The organism is Oceanicaulis sp. LC35 (assembly GCF_052055585.1).
Classification (GTDB): Bacteria; Pseudomonadota; Alphaproteobacteria; order Caulobacterales; family Maricaulaceae; genus Oceanicaulis.
The window spans coordinates 685,822-702,648 of sequence record NZ_CP170485.1 but is presented as its reverse complement, the minus strand read 5'-3'; the positions used below and the strand labels follow the sequence as shown (position 1 = coordinate 702,648).

Sequence of the window (16,827 nt, the reverse complement as noted above, 5' to 3'; positions counted from 1 at the left end):
CCTGAAGCTGACCGCCCCTGCCCTTCACAGTCGAGCGCACTTTAGCGCTCTCTCGCGCTTCGTCAAAAGCGCCAAGCCTGTATGCTGGCGCTCATGCGCAGTGATTCCCGATACGGCTATTACGAGTTCTTCTGTGGCGGCGGGATGGCGCGCCTGGGGCTCGGCGCGCATTGGCGCTGCCGGTTCGCCAATGATATCGATGCTGACAAGGCGAACGCCTATCGCGACAATTTCGGCGATGACCATTTCCATCAGGGCGATGTCTGTGCGCTCAAACCGTCCGACCTGCCGGGCGAGGCCGATCTGGCCTGGGCGAGCTTTCCCTGTCAGGACCTGTCCCTGGCGGGGCCGCGCTCGGGTCTGGCGGGAGAACGCTCCGGCGTTTTCTATGGTTTCTGGAAGCTGATCGAGGCCCTGAAAGCCGAAGGCCGCGCGCCCAAGCTGATCGCGCTGGAAAACGTCACCGGACTTCTGACCTGCTCCAATGGCGCCGATTTCGTCGCCCTGTGCCAGACGCTGGATGAGGGCGGCTACCGGGTGGGCGCGCTGGAGATCGATGCGCGCTGGTTCGTGCCGCAATCGCGTCCGCGCCTGTTTGTGGTGGCGTTGCGCAAGGACATCCCCATCCCAGACGAGCTGGTGCTCGATGAAGCGCCGGACGGTATTTCCCCCTTCCATACCCGCGCGGTGCGCAAGGCGGCGGAACGCCTGCCCGAAACGCTGAAAGCCAACTGGTTGTGGTGGGCCCTGCCCGTGCCGCCGATCCCGAACCAGACGCTGGGCGATCTGATCGAGCCGACCCGGCGCACGCCCTGGCATAGCCCGGAAGAGACCCGGCGTCTGCTGGCCATGATGAGCCCGGGCAACAAGGCCAAGCTCAAGGCCGCGCGCCAATCCGAGACGCCCGTGATCGGGGCGCTCTATCGCCGGACCCGGATGGAAAAAGGCGAGCGCGTCCAGCGCGCCGAAGTGCGCTTTGACGGCCTGGCGGGTTGCCTGCGCACGCCCGGCGGCGGGTCCTCGCGCCAATTTATTGTCTCGGTCCGTTCCGGCCGGGTGCGCACACGTCCCATGACCGCGCGTGAATATGCGCGACTGATGGGCCTGCCCGACCATTACAAGCTGCCCAAGCGCGAAAGCGCGGGCCTGCATCTGGCGGGCGATGGCGTCGCCGCGCCCGTCGTCGCCTTTCTGCGCGAAGGCCTGTTCGAGCCAATTCTGGAACATGCGAGCGCGGTCCTGCCCGCAAGCGAGCCGGCGGAATAGTCATGAAGATCGCCATCATCGGCAGCGGGATTTCCGGGCTGGCCAGCGCCGCCCTGCTCGCCCGGGATGGCCATAAGGTCAGCGTATTTGAGCGCTTTGACGCGCCGCGCCCGCTGGGCGCGGGCCTGTTGTTGCAGCCCTCCGGCCTTGAAGCGCTGGGCGTGATGGGGCTGAGGCAGGAAGCCGAAGCCCGCGGCGCGCATGTCACCCGCCTGATCGGACGCACGCCCAAGGGCCGAACCGTGCTGGATCTGCGCTATGCCGACGGACGACCGGGCGATGGCGGGGTCGGCATTCACCGCGCCAGCCTGTTCAACCTGCTGCACGAAGCCGCGCTTGAAACATCAATCGACTGGCGGACCGGACAGGGCGTCCGCACCCTGCACGATCTGAACAACCAGCCCCGGCTGGAGCTGGATACCGGCGAGATAAGCGAGCCCTTTGATCTCGTCATCGCGGCGGATGGCTCTCATTCCAGTCTACGCCGTCAGATCTGCCCGACCGCGCGCGATCCGGTTTATCCCTGGGGCGCGATGTGGGCGATCCTGCCTGATCCGAACGGACGGCGGGACGGCATGCTCGATCAGGTTTATCGCGGCTGCGGGGTGATGATCGGGCTCTTGCCCGTCGGGGATAATCCCGCCGATCCCGAAGGCCGGCCGGGCGTCAGCTTCTTCTGGTCCTTGCGCGGGGACGCCATTCCCGCCTGGCATGCGGACGGGCTGGACGCCTTCAAGGCGCGCTTGCGCACACTCTGGCCGCGCGCGGCGGATGTCATTGACCCGGTCAGCGATGCCGGAACCTTCGCCGAAGCCCGCTATCGCGATTGCGTCTGCCCCAGCTGGCGAAACGGCAAGGCCGTGCTGATCGGCGACGCCGCCCACGGCATGAGCCCGCAACTGGGTCAGGGGGCCAATCTGGCGCTGTGCGATGCGCTAAGCCTCGCCCGTCAGCTCAAGGATGAGGCGCCGACCGTGCATGCGCTCAAACGCTTTGAAGCCGAGCGCAAGCCGGTGGCGGGCTATTACACCCTGATGAGCCGGGCGCTGACGCCGGTGTTTCAGTCGAGCTCGGCGATCATCGGCGTCCTGCGAGACGCGTTCATGGGATTGAGCTGTCGCCTTCCCGGCATTCGCAACTGGATGGGCTGGACGCTGGTGGGCCGTGGCCGCCTGCCATGGTGAGCCCCAAGGGCAGCGATGTTTTCACGCCCGAAGAACGCGCCCGGGTCATGGCTGCCGTCAAAGGCAAGAACACCAAGCCCGAAATGATCGTGCGACGGCTCGCCCATGCGCTGGGCTATCGCTTTCGCCTGCATCGCAAGGATTTGCCCGGCAAACCTGATCTGGTCTTCCCCGGACGCCGCAAGGCAATCTTCGTGCATGGCTGTTTCTGGCATGGCCATGACTGTGCGCGCGGGTCCCGCCAGCCCAGGCAGAACGCCGACTACTGGCGCAACAAGATCGGGCGCAATGTGGCGCGTGACGCATCCAGTCTTGCTGCGCTCTCAGCCCTCGGCTGGCAGGTTCTGGTGATCTGGGAATGCGAGATGAAGGATCGCGACGCGCTGAGCGCACGGCTGCGGGCGTTTCTGGGCCACTAAGAGAGGTTGCAGGTGATCGGAGATTTCCACAGTTAAGGCTTTGAATTGACTGCAACGTGAGCTTAAGCTTACCATCCCCCAGCACTTGCAAGGGGGCACCGCATCAATGCCAACGGTTGAGTTCAAATTTTCTGGAAAAATCGCCTCGGAAGGCGTTTTGGACTTTTACGAATCTGCCCGCTTCCAATATGGTGCTGCCAGATTTCTGTACACATTAGATTCTTTTAAAAAGCACGGAGAAATCCCCAAACGAATAACGCGAAATGTTGCAGATACGCACTTTCGTGTTTCGACCCCGATTAAAGGCTCATGGGAAATAGTAGTTCAAGAAATACTGCAAACTGGAGCCTCAACATTTATTAGCGTCCCACTTGGAATGGTCATCCAATATGCCATTTCACTTATTCTTCCAACTAAAAGACAGGCCGAGTCGCTTCAATCTGATCACGCAAGAGCGATAATCGAAGAACACAACAAGCCCATTATGAAACTCATAGATGAAATCGCCAGAAAGAGCGCTAGCGATCACGATGTTTCAATAGAATATATTAACCACCTAAAAGAAGAATTAAAAAATAGAGACAAAGCTTTAGATTTAAACTCCGAAATAATTGAAAAACTAAACTCTTTGGTTGAAAGAATGGATAGGCACGCCTCCATTGGTAGTGATTATCAAGCATTCTCCGAAGTCAGTTCGGAGAAAAAGTTTGATTTAATTAATAAAATTCGACCTCAAATGTATGAAATAGGTATACCACTCAGAAAATCCGCGGATAATTTGACTATAATATCAGAAGACGAAAAATCTAAGAAATCCGACAACATTACCATTGTAGACATCGAAGGGCTTTCAGGAAATACCATTGATACGAACAAAAGTATTATTGCCGGCTCCCTAAAACGGTACGACAAAGAGAATGGATGGGGAAAAATACGAGAAACATCTTCAAGCAAAATAGTGAATTTTCTTGTTAGAAAAAACGAAAAGAGAAAGCTCTTAACAGAAATCCTTGACGCAATGGAAAGCGATAAAGTTATAATTTCAGGATTCTATGTGAGAGACCCATCTGGCGCACCAACATATCTTATTTTTGATAGTTACATTGGAAATCCTGATGACGATTAATTAGAGCCCGTCCTTGAACCAATCCTTGAGGTGATCGACCAGCAATCGCACCCGATGCGCCAGATACCGGTTGGAGGGAAAGACCGCCCAGAGATCGCGGTGGTCCGGCGCCCATTCGGGCAGGATCTCGACCACATCACCCCGGGCCAGCGCATCATGCGCAGCCCAGGCCGGAGAACTGGCGATGCCGGCGTCATGGGCGGCGGCGCACACCGCCGCGCGGGCGCCGTTCAGCGTCAGTCGGCCCGAGACCTTCACCTCGACGCTCTCCTCCTCGCGCTGGAAGCGCCACAGGTTCGGGGCGGGCTTGTTGCGATCAATGATGCAGTCATGCCGGGACAGGTCATAGGGATGCTCGGGAGCGCCCGCTGCGTTGAGATATCCCGGGCTCGCCAGAACTTTCAGCGGCGCAGGCGCCAGACGACGCGCGATCAGGCTGGAATCCCCCAGCTGGCCGATTCGGACGCCGAGATCGAAACCTTCATCCACCAGATCGACCATACGATCGGAAAACTCGAGCCGGACTTCAACGCCGGGCCATTTCGCCATGAAGGCGGTGACGGGCTCGATCAGGCGCGAAGAGCCGAAATCCACCGGCGCGGAAACGCGCAGCATGCCCGCCGCCGCCGCCTGTTCCGCGACCAGGCCGTTCTCGATGGCGTCATATTCAGACAGCCAGGGCCCGACCCGTTCGAGCAGGGCGCGCCCGGCGTCGGTGAGCCGCACAGACCGCGTGGTCCGCTCCAGCAAGCGCGCCTGCATGCGCTCTTCCAGCGCCGAAATCTGCTTGGATGCGGCGCCCGCCGTCATGCCAAGCCGTTCGGCAGCACGGGTGAAGCTTTCAAGCTCAGCCACAGCGGCGAACAGGCGGAGGGCGTCGATCCGGTCCATGTGTTTCCTTTAGGGAAAGAGTAAATCCCGATTTGCGGGTATTATAATCTGGGGCTGGATTTGTCATCTCACATATCACATGGATTTGTTCGGATGATGTCACATGACCCGCCCTGCCCTCTTTCTCTCTCATGGCGCCCCCACCCTTCTGACGGGGCGATCCCCTGCCCGTGACTTCCTGATCGGCCTGGGCGACACCCTGCCGGCGCCCGCCGCCTATGGGGTGGTGTCCGCCCATTGGGAGAACGGCCCGGTCGCCGTCACCTCCTCGACCCGCCCGGTCACCATTCACGATTTCAGGGGCTTCAGCGAAGAGCTGCACCGGTTCATCTGGCCTGCGCCGGGCGCGCCCGAACTGGCCGAGGACATCGTCACCCGACTCAACGCCGCAGGCATCGACGCCGTGCCCGACGCGCATCGCGGACTGGATCATGGCGCCTGGGTGCCGCTGGCGCTGGTGGAGCCTGACGCCCAGATCCCGGTCATCCAGATCTCGCTGCCGAGCCGGTTCAGCACGGATGAAGACAGCTGGGCTCTGGGGCGCGCGCTCGCGCCGTTGGCCCAGGAGAATATCCAGTTGATCTTCTCGGGCTCGCTGACGCACTCCCTGCGTGACGCCTTGTCAGCGCCGGAGAATGCACCGCCCGCCCCGTTCGCGGTCGCCTTTGCAGACTGGGCCCGCACGGCGATGGCAAGCGGTGACTGGGACGCTCTGAAAGACTGGCGGTCCGCCCCGAACGCCCAGCGCAATCATCCCAGCCCCGAGCACTATCGCCCGTTGATCGCCGCCGCTGGCGCAGCCGCCGGGCCAGGCGTTCAGATGCATGAAAGCTATACCCACGCCGCTCTGGCGATGGACATCTGGTCCATCCCCCTCTGACCAGACACAAACGCCCGGAGCTGAACTCCGGGCGTTTGTGCATTCAGATGTCACACGCTGTCAGGGCGTTTTCCAGTCCCAGGGCCCCGGGCTGAAGATATGCTCGCGCTCGGCTTCATCGGCTGCGATGCGGCGGCGGCGCAAGGCCGGGTCTTCATGAACCGGCTGCTCGGTCGGAGCCGGACTGCGTGCATTGTCGTTGGCGGGCGCATCCTCATTTCTCAAATACATATCGACCTCCACAAATGAACTCCTGATCTGGAGTTGGAGAGCCGAATGCAGATCGCCAAGACGGAGCCGGATTAAACCTTGGCCATCTTGTTCACGCTGCGCTGCGTTCTGTCACATACCGTATGGCGGATATGGACCCACCGCCCGGCCCCGCTGGATGGGACGGGGCGGCGGGCGGTGGTTGCACACGGGACCGTGCAGAGCCGACGCCTGCGTGGACCCAGGGGCTGCCGGCCTCCAGGGGAGAGACCGGTAGGCATGGGCGGCAGTTGAGGGGAACCGCCCGTCAGGACCGAGGGAAGCCTGACACGCTGGAGACCGGAGCAGATGGCGGAAACGAGACCGCCAAAGAGCACATCACCCTCCAACGCTTCAATGTTAAGCAAAGGATTGAGCTACACTCAAGCACATTGGTTAACGAACCTGTTAACAAATGGAATATCGATATTCTTTCAAGAAGAAACCACCATAACTTCGTTGGAACACCGGCTTCATTCAAACGCATGAAAGCCGGGCCCCGGGCCCGGCTTTCACACATGAGTCGCGTCTTCTCAGTCGTCGGATGTTTTGGCGTCCTTGTACTTGGACGGCCCAGGTCGGGGCACCTTGTCCGCTTCAGCGCCATCAGCGCCCGCCTCTCGCCGGCGTTGGGCTTCGCGATCCAGAGATTCCGGTTTTTGCGACTTCGTGTGTTCTGACGTATCCGCCATGACAATCTCCAATCTGATCCGCGACCCTAGCCTTCACCCGGACGGATGGGCGGCGGGTCAGAGGCCGGGAAGCTGTCGTCGAGGGCGTCATCGAGCTTGTCTTCCTCGTCATCGGGATCAGGGCTGTCATCCGGTTTCTCTTTGGTCTTTTCCTTCGACTTGGATTTGTCGGCCTTGTCGGAGGCAAGACGTTCAACAGTCTCATCGCTCGCGCCAAGTCGACCTGCGGAAGATTGATCGACCGTCTCGCCAAAGCGCTCGCCGCGGGCGCCATCCAGCGCCTGATCGACCGGAACCACGGTATCGCCCAGCTTGGCGTCGTCAGGACGAAGCTCGCCCTTTCTGCCCATGGCCTTCGTTTCATCAAAGGGTTGGGCGAAGGCCTGATTATCGGCCGGGGCGGCGTCGGTGGAATAGTGGGAAGCCATTTCCGCCTCCTTCTTGCTGTTGTCCTTGATCAAACAACGCGCATCCACCGGGCCCCGTTCCGGGAAAGATCAGTCCGCCAGCACCTCATCCACGCTGACGAGCTCCCAATCGTGCATCTGATCGAGATAGGCGTCGAAATACGCCTTGTGGGACGCACCCACGATCACCAGCACCCGCGCGCCGGGCTGATTGCCCGTCGCCTCGACGATATTGGCCGTCATGCGCAGATTGCGGGTCTGCCACCAGCTCACATACTGGCGGGCGACCGCATCATTGTCCGGCGTGGCTGCGGCCAGGCCGAAATCTCCATCAATCGTGGCGCGCTGATAGCGTGGCGAGTTGATGAAGCGGTATCCGGCCAACACAAGTTCGGGCGAGCCCAGATAGTTGGTGGCCTCGGCGTGCACATCATCCACCGCCGGATCGGACTGCGCCCAGACCGACTGGATGGTTTCGCCCAGCGTACCCGGCGCGAAAGCGTAGATCGAATCCGCCGTGTGATCGTCCATGGTCGCCAGATGATCAAGGCCCAGCCGCGCGCCCAGCGTCACCGCCAGCGCCGCATTTTCGTTGCGACTGACGAGCATGCGATCAAGTGAAGCCGCAAGCGCGTCGGTCAGACCGTCAGCGGCGACCTGCTCGGCCTCGTCCAGCTGCGCCCATTGAAGCGCGGCGGACCAGGGCTCACCCGCCCCCAGCAATAGCAGCGCCAGCTGACGACGCTCGGTCGCGGACGGCGCGTCAGCCAGCTCGAACAGGCGCGTGCGCGCGGCGAGATAGGCTTCAGGCTGGCTCATGCCCAGCACATCGAGCGCCGGTTGAGGGTCCCGGCAATAGCTTTCCGCCACGCCCTCATAGAGCGGCTCATAGCGGCGCAGCTCGTCACAGCCGCGCCCGCCAATCGATTCAACCGCGATAATGTCGGGCGCGAAGGCTTCAAGCCGGTCGAGCACCAGATCAAGATCGCCGGGATTGAGCGCGCCTTCTGGCAGTTGATTGAGGTGCGCCGTGCCCAACACCAGAACCCGCGTCGGCTCGCCGCCTAGAGGCTCCTGCACGCCTGAGAAATCAATGCCGGGTTCTGTGGCCTGTGCGAGCGTCAGTGCGGCGAAGGCGGTGAGTGTGGTGAGCATGGCGTCGTGTCCCCGTTTGCAGTCTGTCATCTGATGATGCCGCATCCCGTCCCTTTGGATGCAGACCCAGCCTGACAGCTGACGGACGAACCGGCGAGTTACAAATCCAACTCGCCAGAGTCATGGATTCACGCATACTGCGCGTTCGAGCCGTTGAGGAGAGACATCCGTGTTCGAATTTGCCTATGTGGAACAAGCCCCGGCGGCTGAAATCTCCTATGAGGAGATCGAGGAAATCCGGGTCGAGCAAACTGGATGTTTCGGCTATTGCCCCAGCTATATCGTCTCCATCGAGCCCGATGATGCTTACCTGTTTTGCGGGTTGCACTTCACTAATGTCGAAGGCCCGCACTCGAGCGTCCTGCCTGAGCAAAGTTTTCAGGCACTTGTCCGAACCCTGAGTGAAAACGAGTTTCTGGCGCGCAACTCGGTTGAGCCCGGCAGTCACAATTGCACCGTCTTCGTAACAGACCACCCGAGCGCTTACATTTCCGTCTCGTTCTCCAGTGGAAACTCCATTGAACTGTATTGGTATGCTGGCTGCAGGATCGAAGACCGCGAGTCTTCCCAAACCCGCCCGAGACCAACGCGCCTGAGTGAAGATGCAATCGCCTTAAGCGCCATTGTGGATCACGCCCGAGAATTGTTGTTCGCCAAAAACCTGCTTGTGGATTCATCCCGCTTTTCTGAGCTTCCTCGTGAACACATTTGGGGTCATGGCTTCCCCCGCGAAGAGTGCGGCTTTGACGAATAAAAAAGCCCCCGACGCCGCTGGCGCCGGGGGCTCTTTTCTGGTCAGGCCTGAGCCTTACGCAGCTTTCGCCGGAGCGAAGCGGCCGTAGAAGGTCTCGCCTTTGCTGGCCATCTCGCGCAGCAGGGCGGGCACTTCAAACGGTGCGCCGTATTTGGCTTTCAGCGCATCGGCGCGTTCCACGAAGGCTTTGGCGCCAATGGTGTCGATGAAGCTCAGCACGCCGCCGGTATAGGGCGCAAAGCCCCAGGCGAGAATGGAGCCAACATCGGCTTCACGCGGATCGGCGACGATCTCTTCTTCCATCGTCCGGGCCGCTTCCAGCGCCTGGGCGTAGAGGATGCGATCCTTCAGTTCCTGAACCTCAGGCTGCTCGTCGAGCAGCTTGCCGTTCGGCGCGAACTGATCGAGCTCGTCCCAGAGCTGCTTGCCTTCGTCGGTATAGACGTAGAAGCCCTTCTGGTTCTTGCGGCCATAGCGACCCAGCTCGTACATCTTCTCGATGACTTCCGCGTTCGGGGTGTCCTCGAACGCATCGCCCAGATCCTTCTTGGTCTGCTGAAGCACCTTGTAGCCGAGATCGATGGCCACTTCGTCCTGCAGCGAGAGCGGGCCGACCGGCATGCCGGCCATCTTGGCGGCGTTCTCGATCAGGGCCGGCTTCACGCCTTCGGTCAGCATGTACATGCCCTGCTCGATGTAACGCATCACGCAGCGGTTGGCGTAGAAGCCGCGGGTGTCGGCGACGACAATCGGGGTCTTCTTGATCTTGGCCACGAAGTCCAGACACATCGAGATAGCGCGACCGCCGGTTTTCTCACCCACGATCAGCTCGACCAGCATCATCTTCTCGACCGGCGAGAAGAAGTGAACGCCGATGAAGTTCTCCGGACGCGAAGAGGCTTCTGCCAGAGAGGTGATCGGAATGGTCGAGGTGTTCGAGCCAAAGATCGCGTCTTTGGGCAGGTGCTCTTCCGCCGCCTTGGTGATGGAGTGCTTGAGCTCGGAATTCTCGAACACGGCCTCGACCACGAGATCGACGTCTTTGAGGAGCGAGTAATCGGTGGTCGCGGTGACCAGATTGGTCTTCTCGTCCGCCTTCTCCTGGGTGAGCTTGCCGCGCTTGACGCCCTTGGCGAAGTGCGCCGCCACATGGGCCTTGCCCTTGTCCGCGCCTTCCTGATTGACGTCGATCAGCACCACTTCGATGCCCGCCTGAGCGGAGACCGTAGCGATGCCGGCGCCCATGAAGCCGGCGCCGATGACGGCGATCTTCTTGATCTCGGCTTTCTCTTCACCGGCCGGACGGCGCGCGCCTTTTTCAAGCGCCTGCTTGGACAGGAAGAGCGAGCGGATCATGTTCCGGCTTTCCGGACGCATCAGCAGCTTGGTGAAATAGCGGCTCTCGATGCGCAGGGCGGCGTCCATCGGGACCTGCAGGCCTTCATAGACACAGGACAGGATGTAACGCTGGGCCGGGTAGTTGCCGTAGGTCTCTTTCAGCAGCATCGGGGATGCGCCCATGAAGACCTGCAGGCCGGCGGGGTGGTAAGGGCCGCCGCCGGGGATCTTGAACTTGTCCTGATCCCAGGGCTGCTTGCCGCCCATCGGATCGGCTTTGACGAGCTCTTTCGCCTTGGCGACGATCTCGGACAGCGGTGCGATCTCATGGACCACGCCTTGCGCCTTGGCCGTGTCCGCGTCCAGTTGCTTGCCTTGCAGCATGACCGGAGCGGCGTTCATGACGCCAATCAGGCGCGGCAGACGCTGGGTGCCGCCGCCGCCCGGCAGAACGCCAACGAGCGCTTCAGGCAGGCCCAGCTTGGCGCCGGTGTCGGTCGCCATGACGCGGTAATGGCAAGCGAGGGTGACTTCAAAGCCGCCGCCCAGCGCCAGACCGTTGATCGCGGCTGCGATGGGTTTGCCGCAGGTTTCCAGCGCGCGCAGCGACTGGTTCAGACGGTAAGCGGTGTCGAAGAGTTTGGATTTCGCTTCGTCTTCGGACAGGCCCTTGAGGTCGGCCATGCCGCCACCCAGCTCGGACAGGTCCGCGCCCGCGCAGAAGGCTTTCTTGCCCGACGTGATAACCGCGCCTTTGATGGCGTCGTCAGAGCCGATTTTCTCGACGATCTGACCCATCTCCTGCATGACGGAGTTGGACAGAACGTTCATGGAGACGTTGGGTGAGTCAAAGGTGATGAGCGCGATGCCGTCGCCGTCCACCTCGAATTTGAAATGCGTATAGGTCATTTGGAGTCTTTCTCCTGTGATGACGCGCTGTCGCTGTCCTCAGCGGCGTCGTCAGATGTCTTGGGATCGAGGATCTTCCGGACCAGTGGAGAGAGGATCCAGAAGCAGATGCCGAAAGCGACGGCCAGGCCGGCGCCGGAAGCGACATCCCCTCTGAGAAGACCGAGCGCAAAGCCCAGCACGACGCCAATCAGCAAGCCGATTGGCAGACCGCCCGGTTTTGACGGGGTCTTGTCCTCTTGAACCTCTGGTGCGGGATCAGTCATTGGCTCTAGACGCGCTCGATAATGGTTGCGGTGCCCATGCCGCCGCCGACGCAAAGCGTGGCGAGGCCGGTGCCCTTGCCGGTGCGCTCAAGCTCGTCGAGCACGGTGCCGAGGATCATCGCGCCGGTTGCGCCCAGCGGGTGACCCATGGCGATCGCGCCGCCATTGACGTTGGTCTGGGAGTGCTCGATGCCGAGATCTTCCATGAAGCGCAGAACCACAGACGCGAACGCCTCGTTCATTTCATAAAGATCAATGTCGGACGGGCTCATGCCGGCTTTGGCGAGCGCCTTGCGGGCGGACGGAGCCGGACCGGTCAGCATGATGGTCGGCTCGGACCCGATAGAGGCCATGGCGCGGATCTTTGCGCGCGGCTTGAGGCCAAGCTTCTCGCCCATTTCCTTGGTGCCCACCAGGATGGCGGCGGCGCCATCCACAATGCCGGAGGAGTTGCCGGCGTGGTGGACGAAGTTGATCTTCTCGATGTCGGGATATTTCTGCATCGCGACTTTATCGAGACCCACGAACGCCGACAGGTCCTTGAAGGACGGCTTGAGGCTCGCCAGCGATTGCATGTCGGTGCCCGGGCGCATGTGCTCGTCATGGTCAAGCTGGACGAGGCCGAGCTGGTTTTTCACCGGCACGATGGACTTGTCGAAGCGACGCTCTTTCCAGGCCGCTTCGGCGCGGTTCTGGGATTCAATCGCATAGGCGTCCACATCGTCGCGCGAATAGCCGTACTTGGTGGCGATCAGGTCGGCGGACACGCCTTGCGGCACGAAGTAATGGTCAAACGCCATTTCCGGGTCGACCGCCATGGCGCCGCCGTCAGAGCCCATCGGCACGCGGGACATGGCTTCCACGCCGCCGCCAATGGCCATGTCGGCTTCGCCGGACATGACTTTCGCCGCGGCGAGGTTCACAGCTTCAAGGCCGGAGGCGCAGAAGCGGTTGACCTGGAAGCCCGAGGCGGTCTCGGCATAGTTGGCGTTGATCGCGGCGGCGCGGGCGATGTTCGCGCCCTGCTCGCCCACCGGCGACACGCAGCCCAGGATCACGTCGTCCACAAAGGACGTGTCGAGATTGTTGCGCTCACGGATGGCTTCAAGCTGCTGGGTGGCGAGCTGAAGCGCGGTCACTTCGTGAAGCGTGCCGTTCTTCTTGCCTTTGCCGCGCGGGGTCCGCGTGGCGTCATAAATGTAAGCTTCAGTCATTTACTGGGCTCCCTGTGTTTGGGCTTCCACCGCGCCGCAGGCGTGGCGTATCCATTCGTAATGCCCGTCCTCGACGCGAATTGTGTCGTCAGAGACGAGAAAGAGGGTGTGCGTATTGTCGGCCATGGGCTGGCCTTCTTCCTGACAGCGCGTGCGCACCGACATGCGGTCGGAATTGCGGGTCAGGCCGATGACCTCGCAGGACCGTTCGTACAGCGTCAGATGATCGGGCGAGAACCGGAACATGCCCTCTTCGGAACAGCTGGCGTCAACGCCCCAGCGGCCCGAAAAGGTCTGCTCGAAATACTCACGCGGCGACTGCCGCTCAGTCTCAGCCTGAGGGGCGCTCTGAGAGCAAGCGGCCAGAAGGCCGCTCGCCGCCAGCACGATGATCTGTCCGCGCGTCACTTACAGCGTCCGGGCGATCAGCAGTTTCATGATCTCGTTGGTGCCGCCATAGATGCGCTGCACCCGCGAGTCCCGCCACATGCGGGCGATCGGGTATTCATTCATGAAGCCGTAGCCGCCATGCAGCTGGACGCATTCGTCGATCAGCTCGCACTGGATGTCCGTCGTCCAGTATTTCGCCATCGACGCCGTCGCCGCATCCAGCTGGCCCTTGATCAGAAGATCAGAGCAATGCTGGACGAAAACCTCGGCGATGGTCGCCTTGGATTTCAGCTCGGCGAGCTTGAACTGGGTGTTCTGGAACCCCATCACCGGCTTGCCGAACGCGTTGCGCTCCTTGACGTAGGCGATGGTCTCGGCGAGGGCGCGCTTCATCATGCCCACGGCCTGAACCGCGATCTGAAGACGCTCTTGCGGCAGCTGTTCCATCAGCTGGAAGAAGCCCTGGCCTTCCGCTTCGCCCAGCAGGGCTTCGGCGGGGACTTTCATGTCCTCAAAGAACAGCTCGGCGGTGTCCTGGGACTTCATGCCAACCTTGTCGAGATTGCGACCGCGACGGAAGCCGTCCAGCCCGTCAGTCTCGATCAGGAAGAGCGAGGTGCCCTTTGCGCCGCCCTTGGGATCGGTCTTTGCCACGACCACGATGAAGTTCGCGGTGCCGCCATTGGTAATGAAGGTCTTGGACCCGTTGATCTTGTAACCATTGCCGTCCTTGACGGCCGTGGTCTTGATGCCTTGCAGGTCAGACCCCGCACCCGGCTCGGTCATGGCGATCGCGCCGACATACTCGCCCGAGATCAGCTTGGGCAGGATGCGCTGCTTCTGCTCTTCGGTGCCGTAATGCCAGACATAGGGCGCCACGATGGAATTGTGCAGGCTCGCGCCCCAGCCATCCACGCCCATTTCCGAAATGGCCATGTGGAAAGCGTAGTCATGGCGCCAGTCGCCGCCCGCTCCGCCGTATTCCTCAGGCGCGGCCGGGCACAGAAGCCCGTTCTCGCCCGCCTTGTTCCAGACCTCGCGATCCACGACGCCGGCTTTCTCCCAGCGGTCGCCATGGGGCAGGACTTCCTTTTCGATGAAGCTGCGAACAGCCCCGTCGAAGATGTTCACGTCTTCCTGGTCCAGCCATTCAGGCTTGGGCACATTGAGGACTTGCGCCGTCATTTCTGTCTCCTCCCAGAAGTGTCTTGGCAAAAAGCCCTCCATCCCGGGGACGGAGGGCTTTTCGCAGTCAGTCTCAGAACGCCTCGGCTTCGAGGGCCATCATGGTCTCGGCGCCGGTTTCGATGCGGGCCAGATGGGCGTCCGCCTGCGGCAGCCAGCGCTCGACGAAGTATTTCGCCGTGATGAGCTTGGTCGCGTAGATCGGGTCGCTGTCGCCCTTCTTGGCTGCCGCCACCTTGGCCATTTTCGCCCACATATAGGCAAAGCAGGTCAGGCCGAAGAGGTGCAGGTAATCGGTCGAGGCCGCGCCGGCATTGTCAAAGTTCTCAAGACCCTTCTCGACCAGCCAGTTGGTGGCTTTCTGGAGCTTGGCTTTGACGTCTGCGAGGCCGTCCACATAGAGCTTGAGGTCGGCATTGCCCTGGTTCTCGGCGATGAAATCATCAAGCTCGCCGAAGAAGGAGTTGATCGGACGCATGCCGGCCATGGCCAGCTTGCGGCCCACCAGATCAAGCGCCTGAACGCCGTTGGTGCCTTCATAGATCAGGGTGATGCGTGCATCGCGCAGCAGCTGTTCGATGCCCCACTCACGGGTGAAGCCCGAACCGCCATGAACCTGCAGGCCGGTGGAGACGCTCTCATAACCCTTGTCGGTGAGGTAGCCCTTCACGATCGGGGTCAGCAGCGCCATAAAATCGCCGGCTTTCTCGCGCACGGCTTCATCGGTCGCCTTGTGCTCGAGATCGCCTTGCAGCGCGGTCCAGTAGGTGAAGGCGCGCGCGCCTTCCACGAACACTTTCTGGTCCATCAGCATGCGGCGCACATCGGGGTGCACGATGATCGGGTCGGCAGGGCCGTCCGGGTTCTTCGGACCGGTCAGGGAGCGGCCCTGGATACGGTCTTTCGCAAACGCCACAGAGTACTGGTACGCGGTTTCCGCCAGGCCCAGGCCCTGCAGGCCCACGCCCAGACGCGCCTCGTTCATCATGACGAACATGATTTTGAGGCCCTTGTTCTCTTCACCCACGAGCCAGCCGGTCGCCTCGTCATAGTTCATGACGCAGGTGGCGTTGCCGTGAATGCCCATTTTCTCTTCCAGGCCGCCGCATTTGAGCGAGTTGCGCTCGCCCGGATTGCCGTCGGCGTCCGGCAGGTATTTCGGCACCACGAACAGCGAGATGCCTTTGACGCCCTGCGGCGCGCCTTCAACGCGCGCCAGCACCAGGTGAACGATATTGCCGCTCATCTCGTGCTCGCCGGCGGAGATCCAGATTTTCTGGCCGGAGATCTTGTAGGTGCCGTCGCCCTGCGGAACCGCCTTGGTGCGCAGCATGCCCAGATCGGTGCCGCAATGAGGCTCGGTCAGGTTCATGGTGCCCGACCATTCGCCGGAGAACATTTTCGGCAGGTAGAGCTCTTTCTGCTCCTGGGTGCCGCCCACCAGCAGGGCTTGCGCCGCGCCGTTGGTCAGGCCCGGATACATGCCGAACGCCATGTTGCAGCTGGTGACCATCTCGTTGAAAGCGAGGTTGAGATAGTGCGGCAGCGCCTGACCGCCGAACTCGGCCGGGGCGGACAGTGCGGTCCAGCCGGCTTCGGTCATCTGGTCATAAGCGCCCTTGAAGCCGGTCGGGGTGGTGACCACGCCGTCATCAAGCTTGCAGCCCTCATGGTCGCCGACCTTGTTGAGCGGGTGCAGAACGCCTTCGCAGAACTTGCCGCCCTCTTCCAGGATGGCGTTGACGATATCCTCGGACGCATCCGCGAAGCCGGGAATGTCGCTGTATTGCTGAACATTCAAGAGCTCGTTCAGCACAAACTTCTGGTCTCGATTTGGGGCCTTGTAGTCGGGCATGGGGACCGTCTCCGTAGGGGTCGAGGTGGTTATAGGTATGGGGCCATGTCGGCCGGTGCGCGTCGAGCCCTGTCACAAGCTCTTCGCGAAAGCGTCATATCGGATCGTCCGGCGCATGGCCGGACCATTGCGTCAGTCGGGCGGACGCCAGCGCTTCGAAGGCGGCGGCGCGGCGCTTGATGTCTTCAGACGGCTCGCGGTCGGCCAGCCGCTCTTCAAGCCAGGCGCAGCCCGCATTGAGTTCCGCCAGCGCGTCTTCAATATCATTGCGTTGCTGTTCGAGCACCGTAATGCGCGCGCGGAACCGTTTGAGATTGCGCGACAGGGTTTCGTGCGACCGGGCGGCGAGCGCTTCCAGATCGAGCATCTCACCGATCTCCTCCAGCGAGAAGCCGACGCGGCGACCGCGCAGGATCAGCGACAGACGCGCCACATCCGCAGCAGAGTACCAGCGCGACCCGCCCCGGCGCTTGGGATTGAGCAGGCCTTTCTGCTCGTAAAAGCGCAGGGTGCGCGGCGTTACGTCGAACCGCTCCGCGATCTCGCGGATGGACAGTTCAACATCAGAAGGCGCGGTCTGAGTCATGGCGGGGGAGTGTATGCGCCTTGACGTGAACGTCAACGTCAATCTCATGACATCCGTGCGA

At 61.5% G+C, this 16,827-nt stretch carries 18 protein-coding genes; 6 read left to right on the top strand and 12 right to left on the bottom strand.

Annotation, left to right across the window (positions count from 1 at the left end):
- The first annotated feature begins 93 nt into the window (after positions 1–93).
- The 4 genes from ACFELO_RS03370 to ACFELO_RS03355 all read left to right on the top strand — a co-directional run bounded on the left by ACFELO_RS03370 (position 94) and on the right by ACFELO_RS03355 (position 3,995).
- A complete protein-coding gene (locus ACFELO_RS03370; RefSeq protein WP_440959165.1) occupies positions 94–1,266 on the top strand; it encodes a DNA cytosine methyltransferase in 1,173 nt (390 codons plus the stop codon).
- Positions 1,267–1,268: 2 nt separating this feature from the next.
- Positions 1,269–2,450, top strand: a complete 1,182-nt coding sequence (locus ACFELO_RS03365) for an FAD-dependent oxidoreductase (RefSeq protein ID WP_440959164.1) — start codon at positions 1,269–1,271, stop codon at positions 2,448–2,450.
- On the top strand, positions 2,444–2,869 hold the full coding sequence (locus ACFELO_RS03360) for a very short patch repair endonuclease (protein ID WP_440959163.1): 426 nt from the start codon (positions 2,444–2,446) through the stop codon (positions 2,867–2,869). Before ACFELO_RS03365 ends, ACFELO_RS03360 begins: the two co-directional genes overlap by 7 nt.
- Positions 2,870–2,975: 106 nt before the next feature.
- A complete protein-coding gene (locus ACFELO_RS03355) occupies positions 2,976–3,995 on the top strand; it encodes a hypothetical protein (RefSeq protein WP_440959162.1) in 1,020 nt (339 codons plus the stop codon).
- Here the strand turns inward: ACFELO_RS03355 and ACFELO_RS03350 are convergent, their stop codons facing one another.
- A complete protein-coding gene (locus ACFELO_RS03350; protein ID WP_440959161.1) occupies positions 3,996–4,886 on the bottom strand; it encodes a LysR family transcriptional regulator in 891 nt (296 codons plus the stop codon).
- A gap of 103 nt (positions 4,887–4,989) precedes the next feature.
- Here ACFELO_RS03350 and ACFELO_RS03345 point away from each other — a divergent pair, with 103 nt between their 5' ends.
- Complete coding sequence (locus ACFELO_RS03345; protein WP_440959160.1) at positions 4,990–5,766, top strand: DODA-type extradiol aromatic ring-opening family dioxygenase; 777 nt, start codon at positions 4,990–4,992, stop codon at positions 5,764–5,766.
- A gap of 60 nt (positions 5,767–5,826) precedes the next feature.
- Here the strand turns inward: ACFELO_RS03345 and ACFELO_RS03340 are convergent, their stop codons facing one another.
- The 4 genes from ACFELO_RS03340 to ACFELO_RS03325 form a co-directional block, all read right to left on the bottom strand.
- On the bottom strand, positions 5,827–5,997 hold the full coding sequence (locus tag ACFELO_RS03340) for a hypothetical protein (protein WP_440959159.1): 171 nt from the start codon (positions 5,995–5,997) through the stop codon (positions 5,827–5,829).
- A 551-nt stretch (positions 5,998–6,548) separates the two neighbouring features.
- On the bottom strand, positions 6,549–6,707 hold the full coding sequence (locus ACFELO_RS03335) for a hypothetical protein (RefSeq protein WP_440959158.1): 159 nt from the start codon (positions 6,705–6,707) through the stop codon (positions 6,549–6,551).
- Between the two features lie 26 nt (positions 6,708–6,733).
- Positions 6,734–7,135, bottom strand: a complete 402-nt coding sequence (locus ACFELO_RS03330; RefSeq protein WP_440959157.1) for a hypothetical protein — start codon at positions 7,133–7,135, stop codon at positions 6,734–6,736.
- Positions 7,136–7,204: 69 nt separating this feature from the next.
- Entirely contained in the window at positions 7,205–8,269 is a 1,065-nt protein-coding gene (locus tag ACFELO_RS03325) for a DUF5694 domain-containing protein (protein ID WP_440959156.1), read from the bottom strand.
- Positions 8,270–8,438: 169 nt separating this feature from the next.
- Here ACFELO_RS03325 and ACFELO_RS03320 point away from each other — a divergent pair, with 169 nt between their 5' ends.
- Positions 8,439–9,023 (top strand): DUF6438 domain-containing protein, encoded by a 585-nt coding sequence (locus tag ACFELO_RS03320; RefSeq protein ID WP_440959155.1) that lies wholly within the window; start codon positions 8,439–8,441, stop codon positions 9,021–9,023.
- Positions 9,024–9,077: 54 nt separating this feature from the next.
- On the opposite strand, the gene ACFELO_RS03315 is transcribed toward ACFELO_RS03320, so the two are convergent.
- The 7 genes from ACFELO_RS03315 to ACFELO_RS03285 all read right to left on the bottom strand — a co-directional run bounded on the left by ACFELO_RS03315 (position 9,078) and on the right by ACFELO_RS03285 (position 16,766).
- Positions 9,078–11,270 (bottom strand): 3-hydroxyacyl-CoA dehydrogenase NAD-binding domain-containing protein, encoded by a 2,193-nt coding sequence (locus ACFELO_RS03315; protein ID WP_440959154.1) that lies wholly within the window; start codon positions 11,268–11,270, stop codon positions 9,078–9,080.
- A complete protein-coding gene (locus ACFELO_RS03310; protein WP_440959153.1) occupies positions 11,267–11,536 on the bottom strand; it encodes a hypothetical protein in 270 nt (89 codons plus the stop codon). Before ACFELO_RS03310 ends, ACFELO_RS03315 begins: the two co-directional genes overlap by 4 nt.
- Before the next feature lie 5 nt (positions 11,537–11,541).
- A complete protein-coding gene (locus ACFELO_RS03305) occupies positions 11,542–12,750 on the bottom strand; it encodes an acetyl-CoA C-acetyltransferase (RefSeq protein ID WP_440959152.1) in 1,209 nt (402 codons plus the stop codon).
- On the bottom strand, positions 12,751–13,158 hold the full coding sequence (locus tag ACFELO_RS03300) for a hypothetical protein (RefSeq protein WP_440959151.1): 408 nt from the start codon (positions 13,156–13,158) through the stop codon (positions 12,751–12,753).
- The gene (locus ACFELO_RS03295; RefSeq protein WP_440959150.1) at positions 13,159–14,325 is read right to left on the bottom strand and encodes an acyl-CoA dehydrogenase family protein; all 1,167 of its coding nucleotides are present in this window, start codon (positions 14,323–14,325) and stop codon (positions 13,159–13,161) included.
- A 73-nt stretch (positions 14,326–14,398) separates the two neighbouring features.
- Positions 14,399–16,180 (bottom strand): acyl-CoA dehydrogenase C-terminal domain-containing protein, encoded by a 1,782-nt coding sequence (locus tag ACFELO_RS03290; RefSeq protein ID WP_440959149.1) that lies wholly within the window; start codon positions 16,178–16,180, stop codon positions 14,399–14,401.
- Positions 16,181–16,274: 94 nt separating this feature from the next.
- The gene (locus ACFELO_RS03285) at positions 16,275–16,766 is read right to left on the bottom strand and encodes a MerR family transcriptional regulator (RefSeq protein WP_440959148.1); all 492 of its coding nucleotides are present in this window, start codon (positions 16,764–16,766) and stop codon (positions 16,275–16,277) included.
- Between the last annotated feature and the right edge of the window lie 61 nt (positions 16,767–16,827).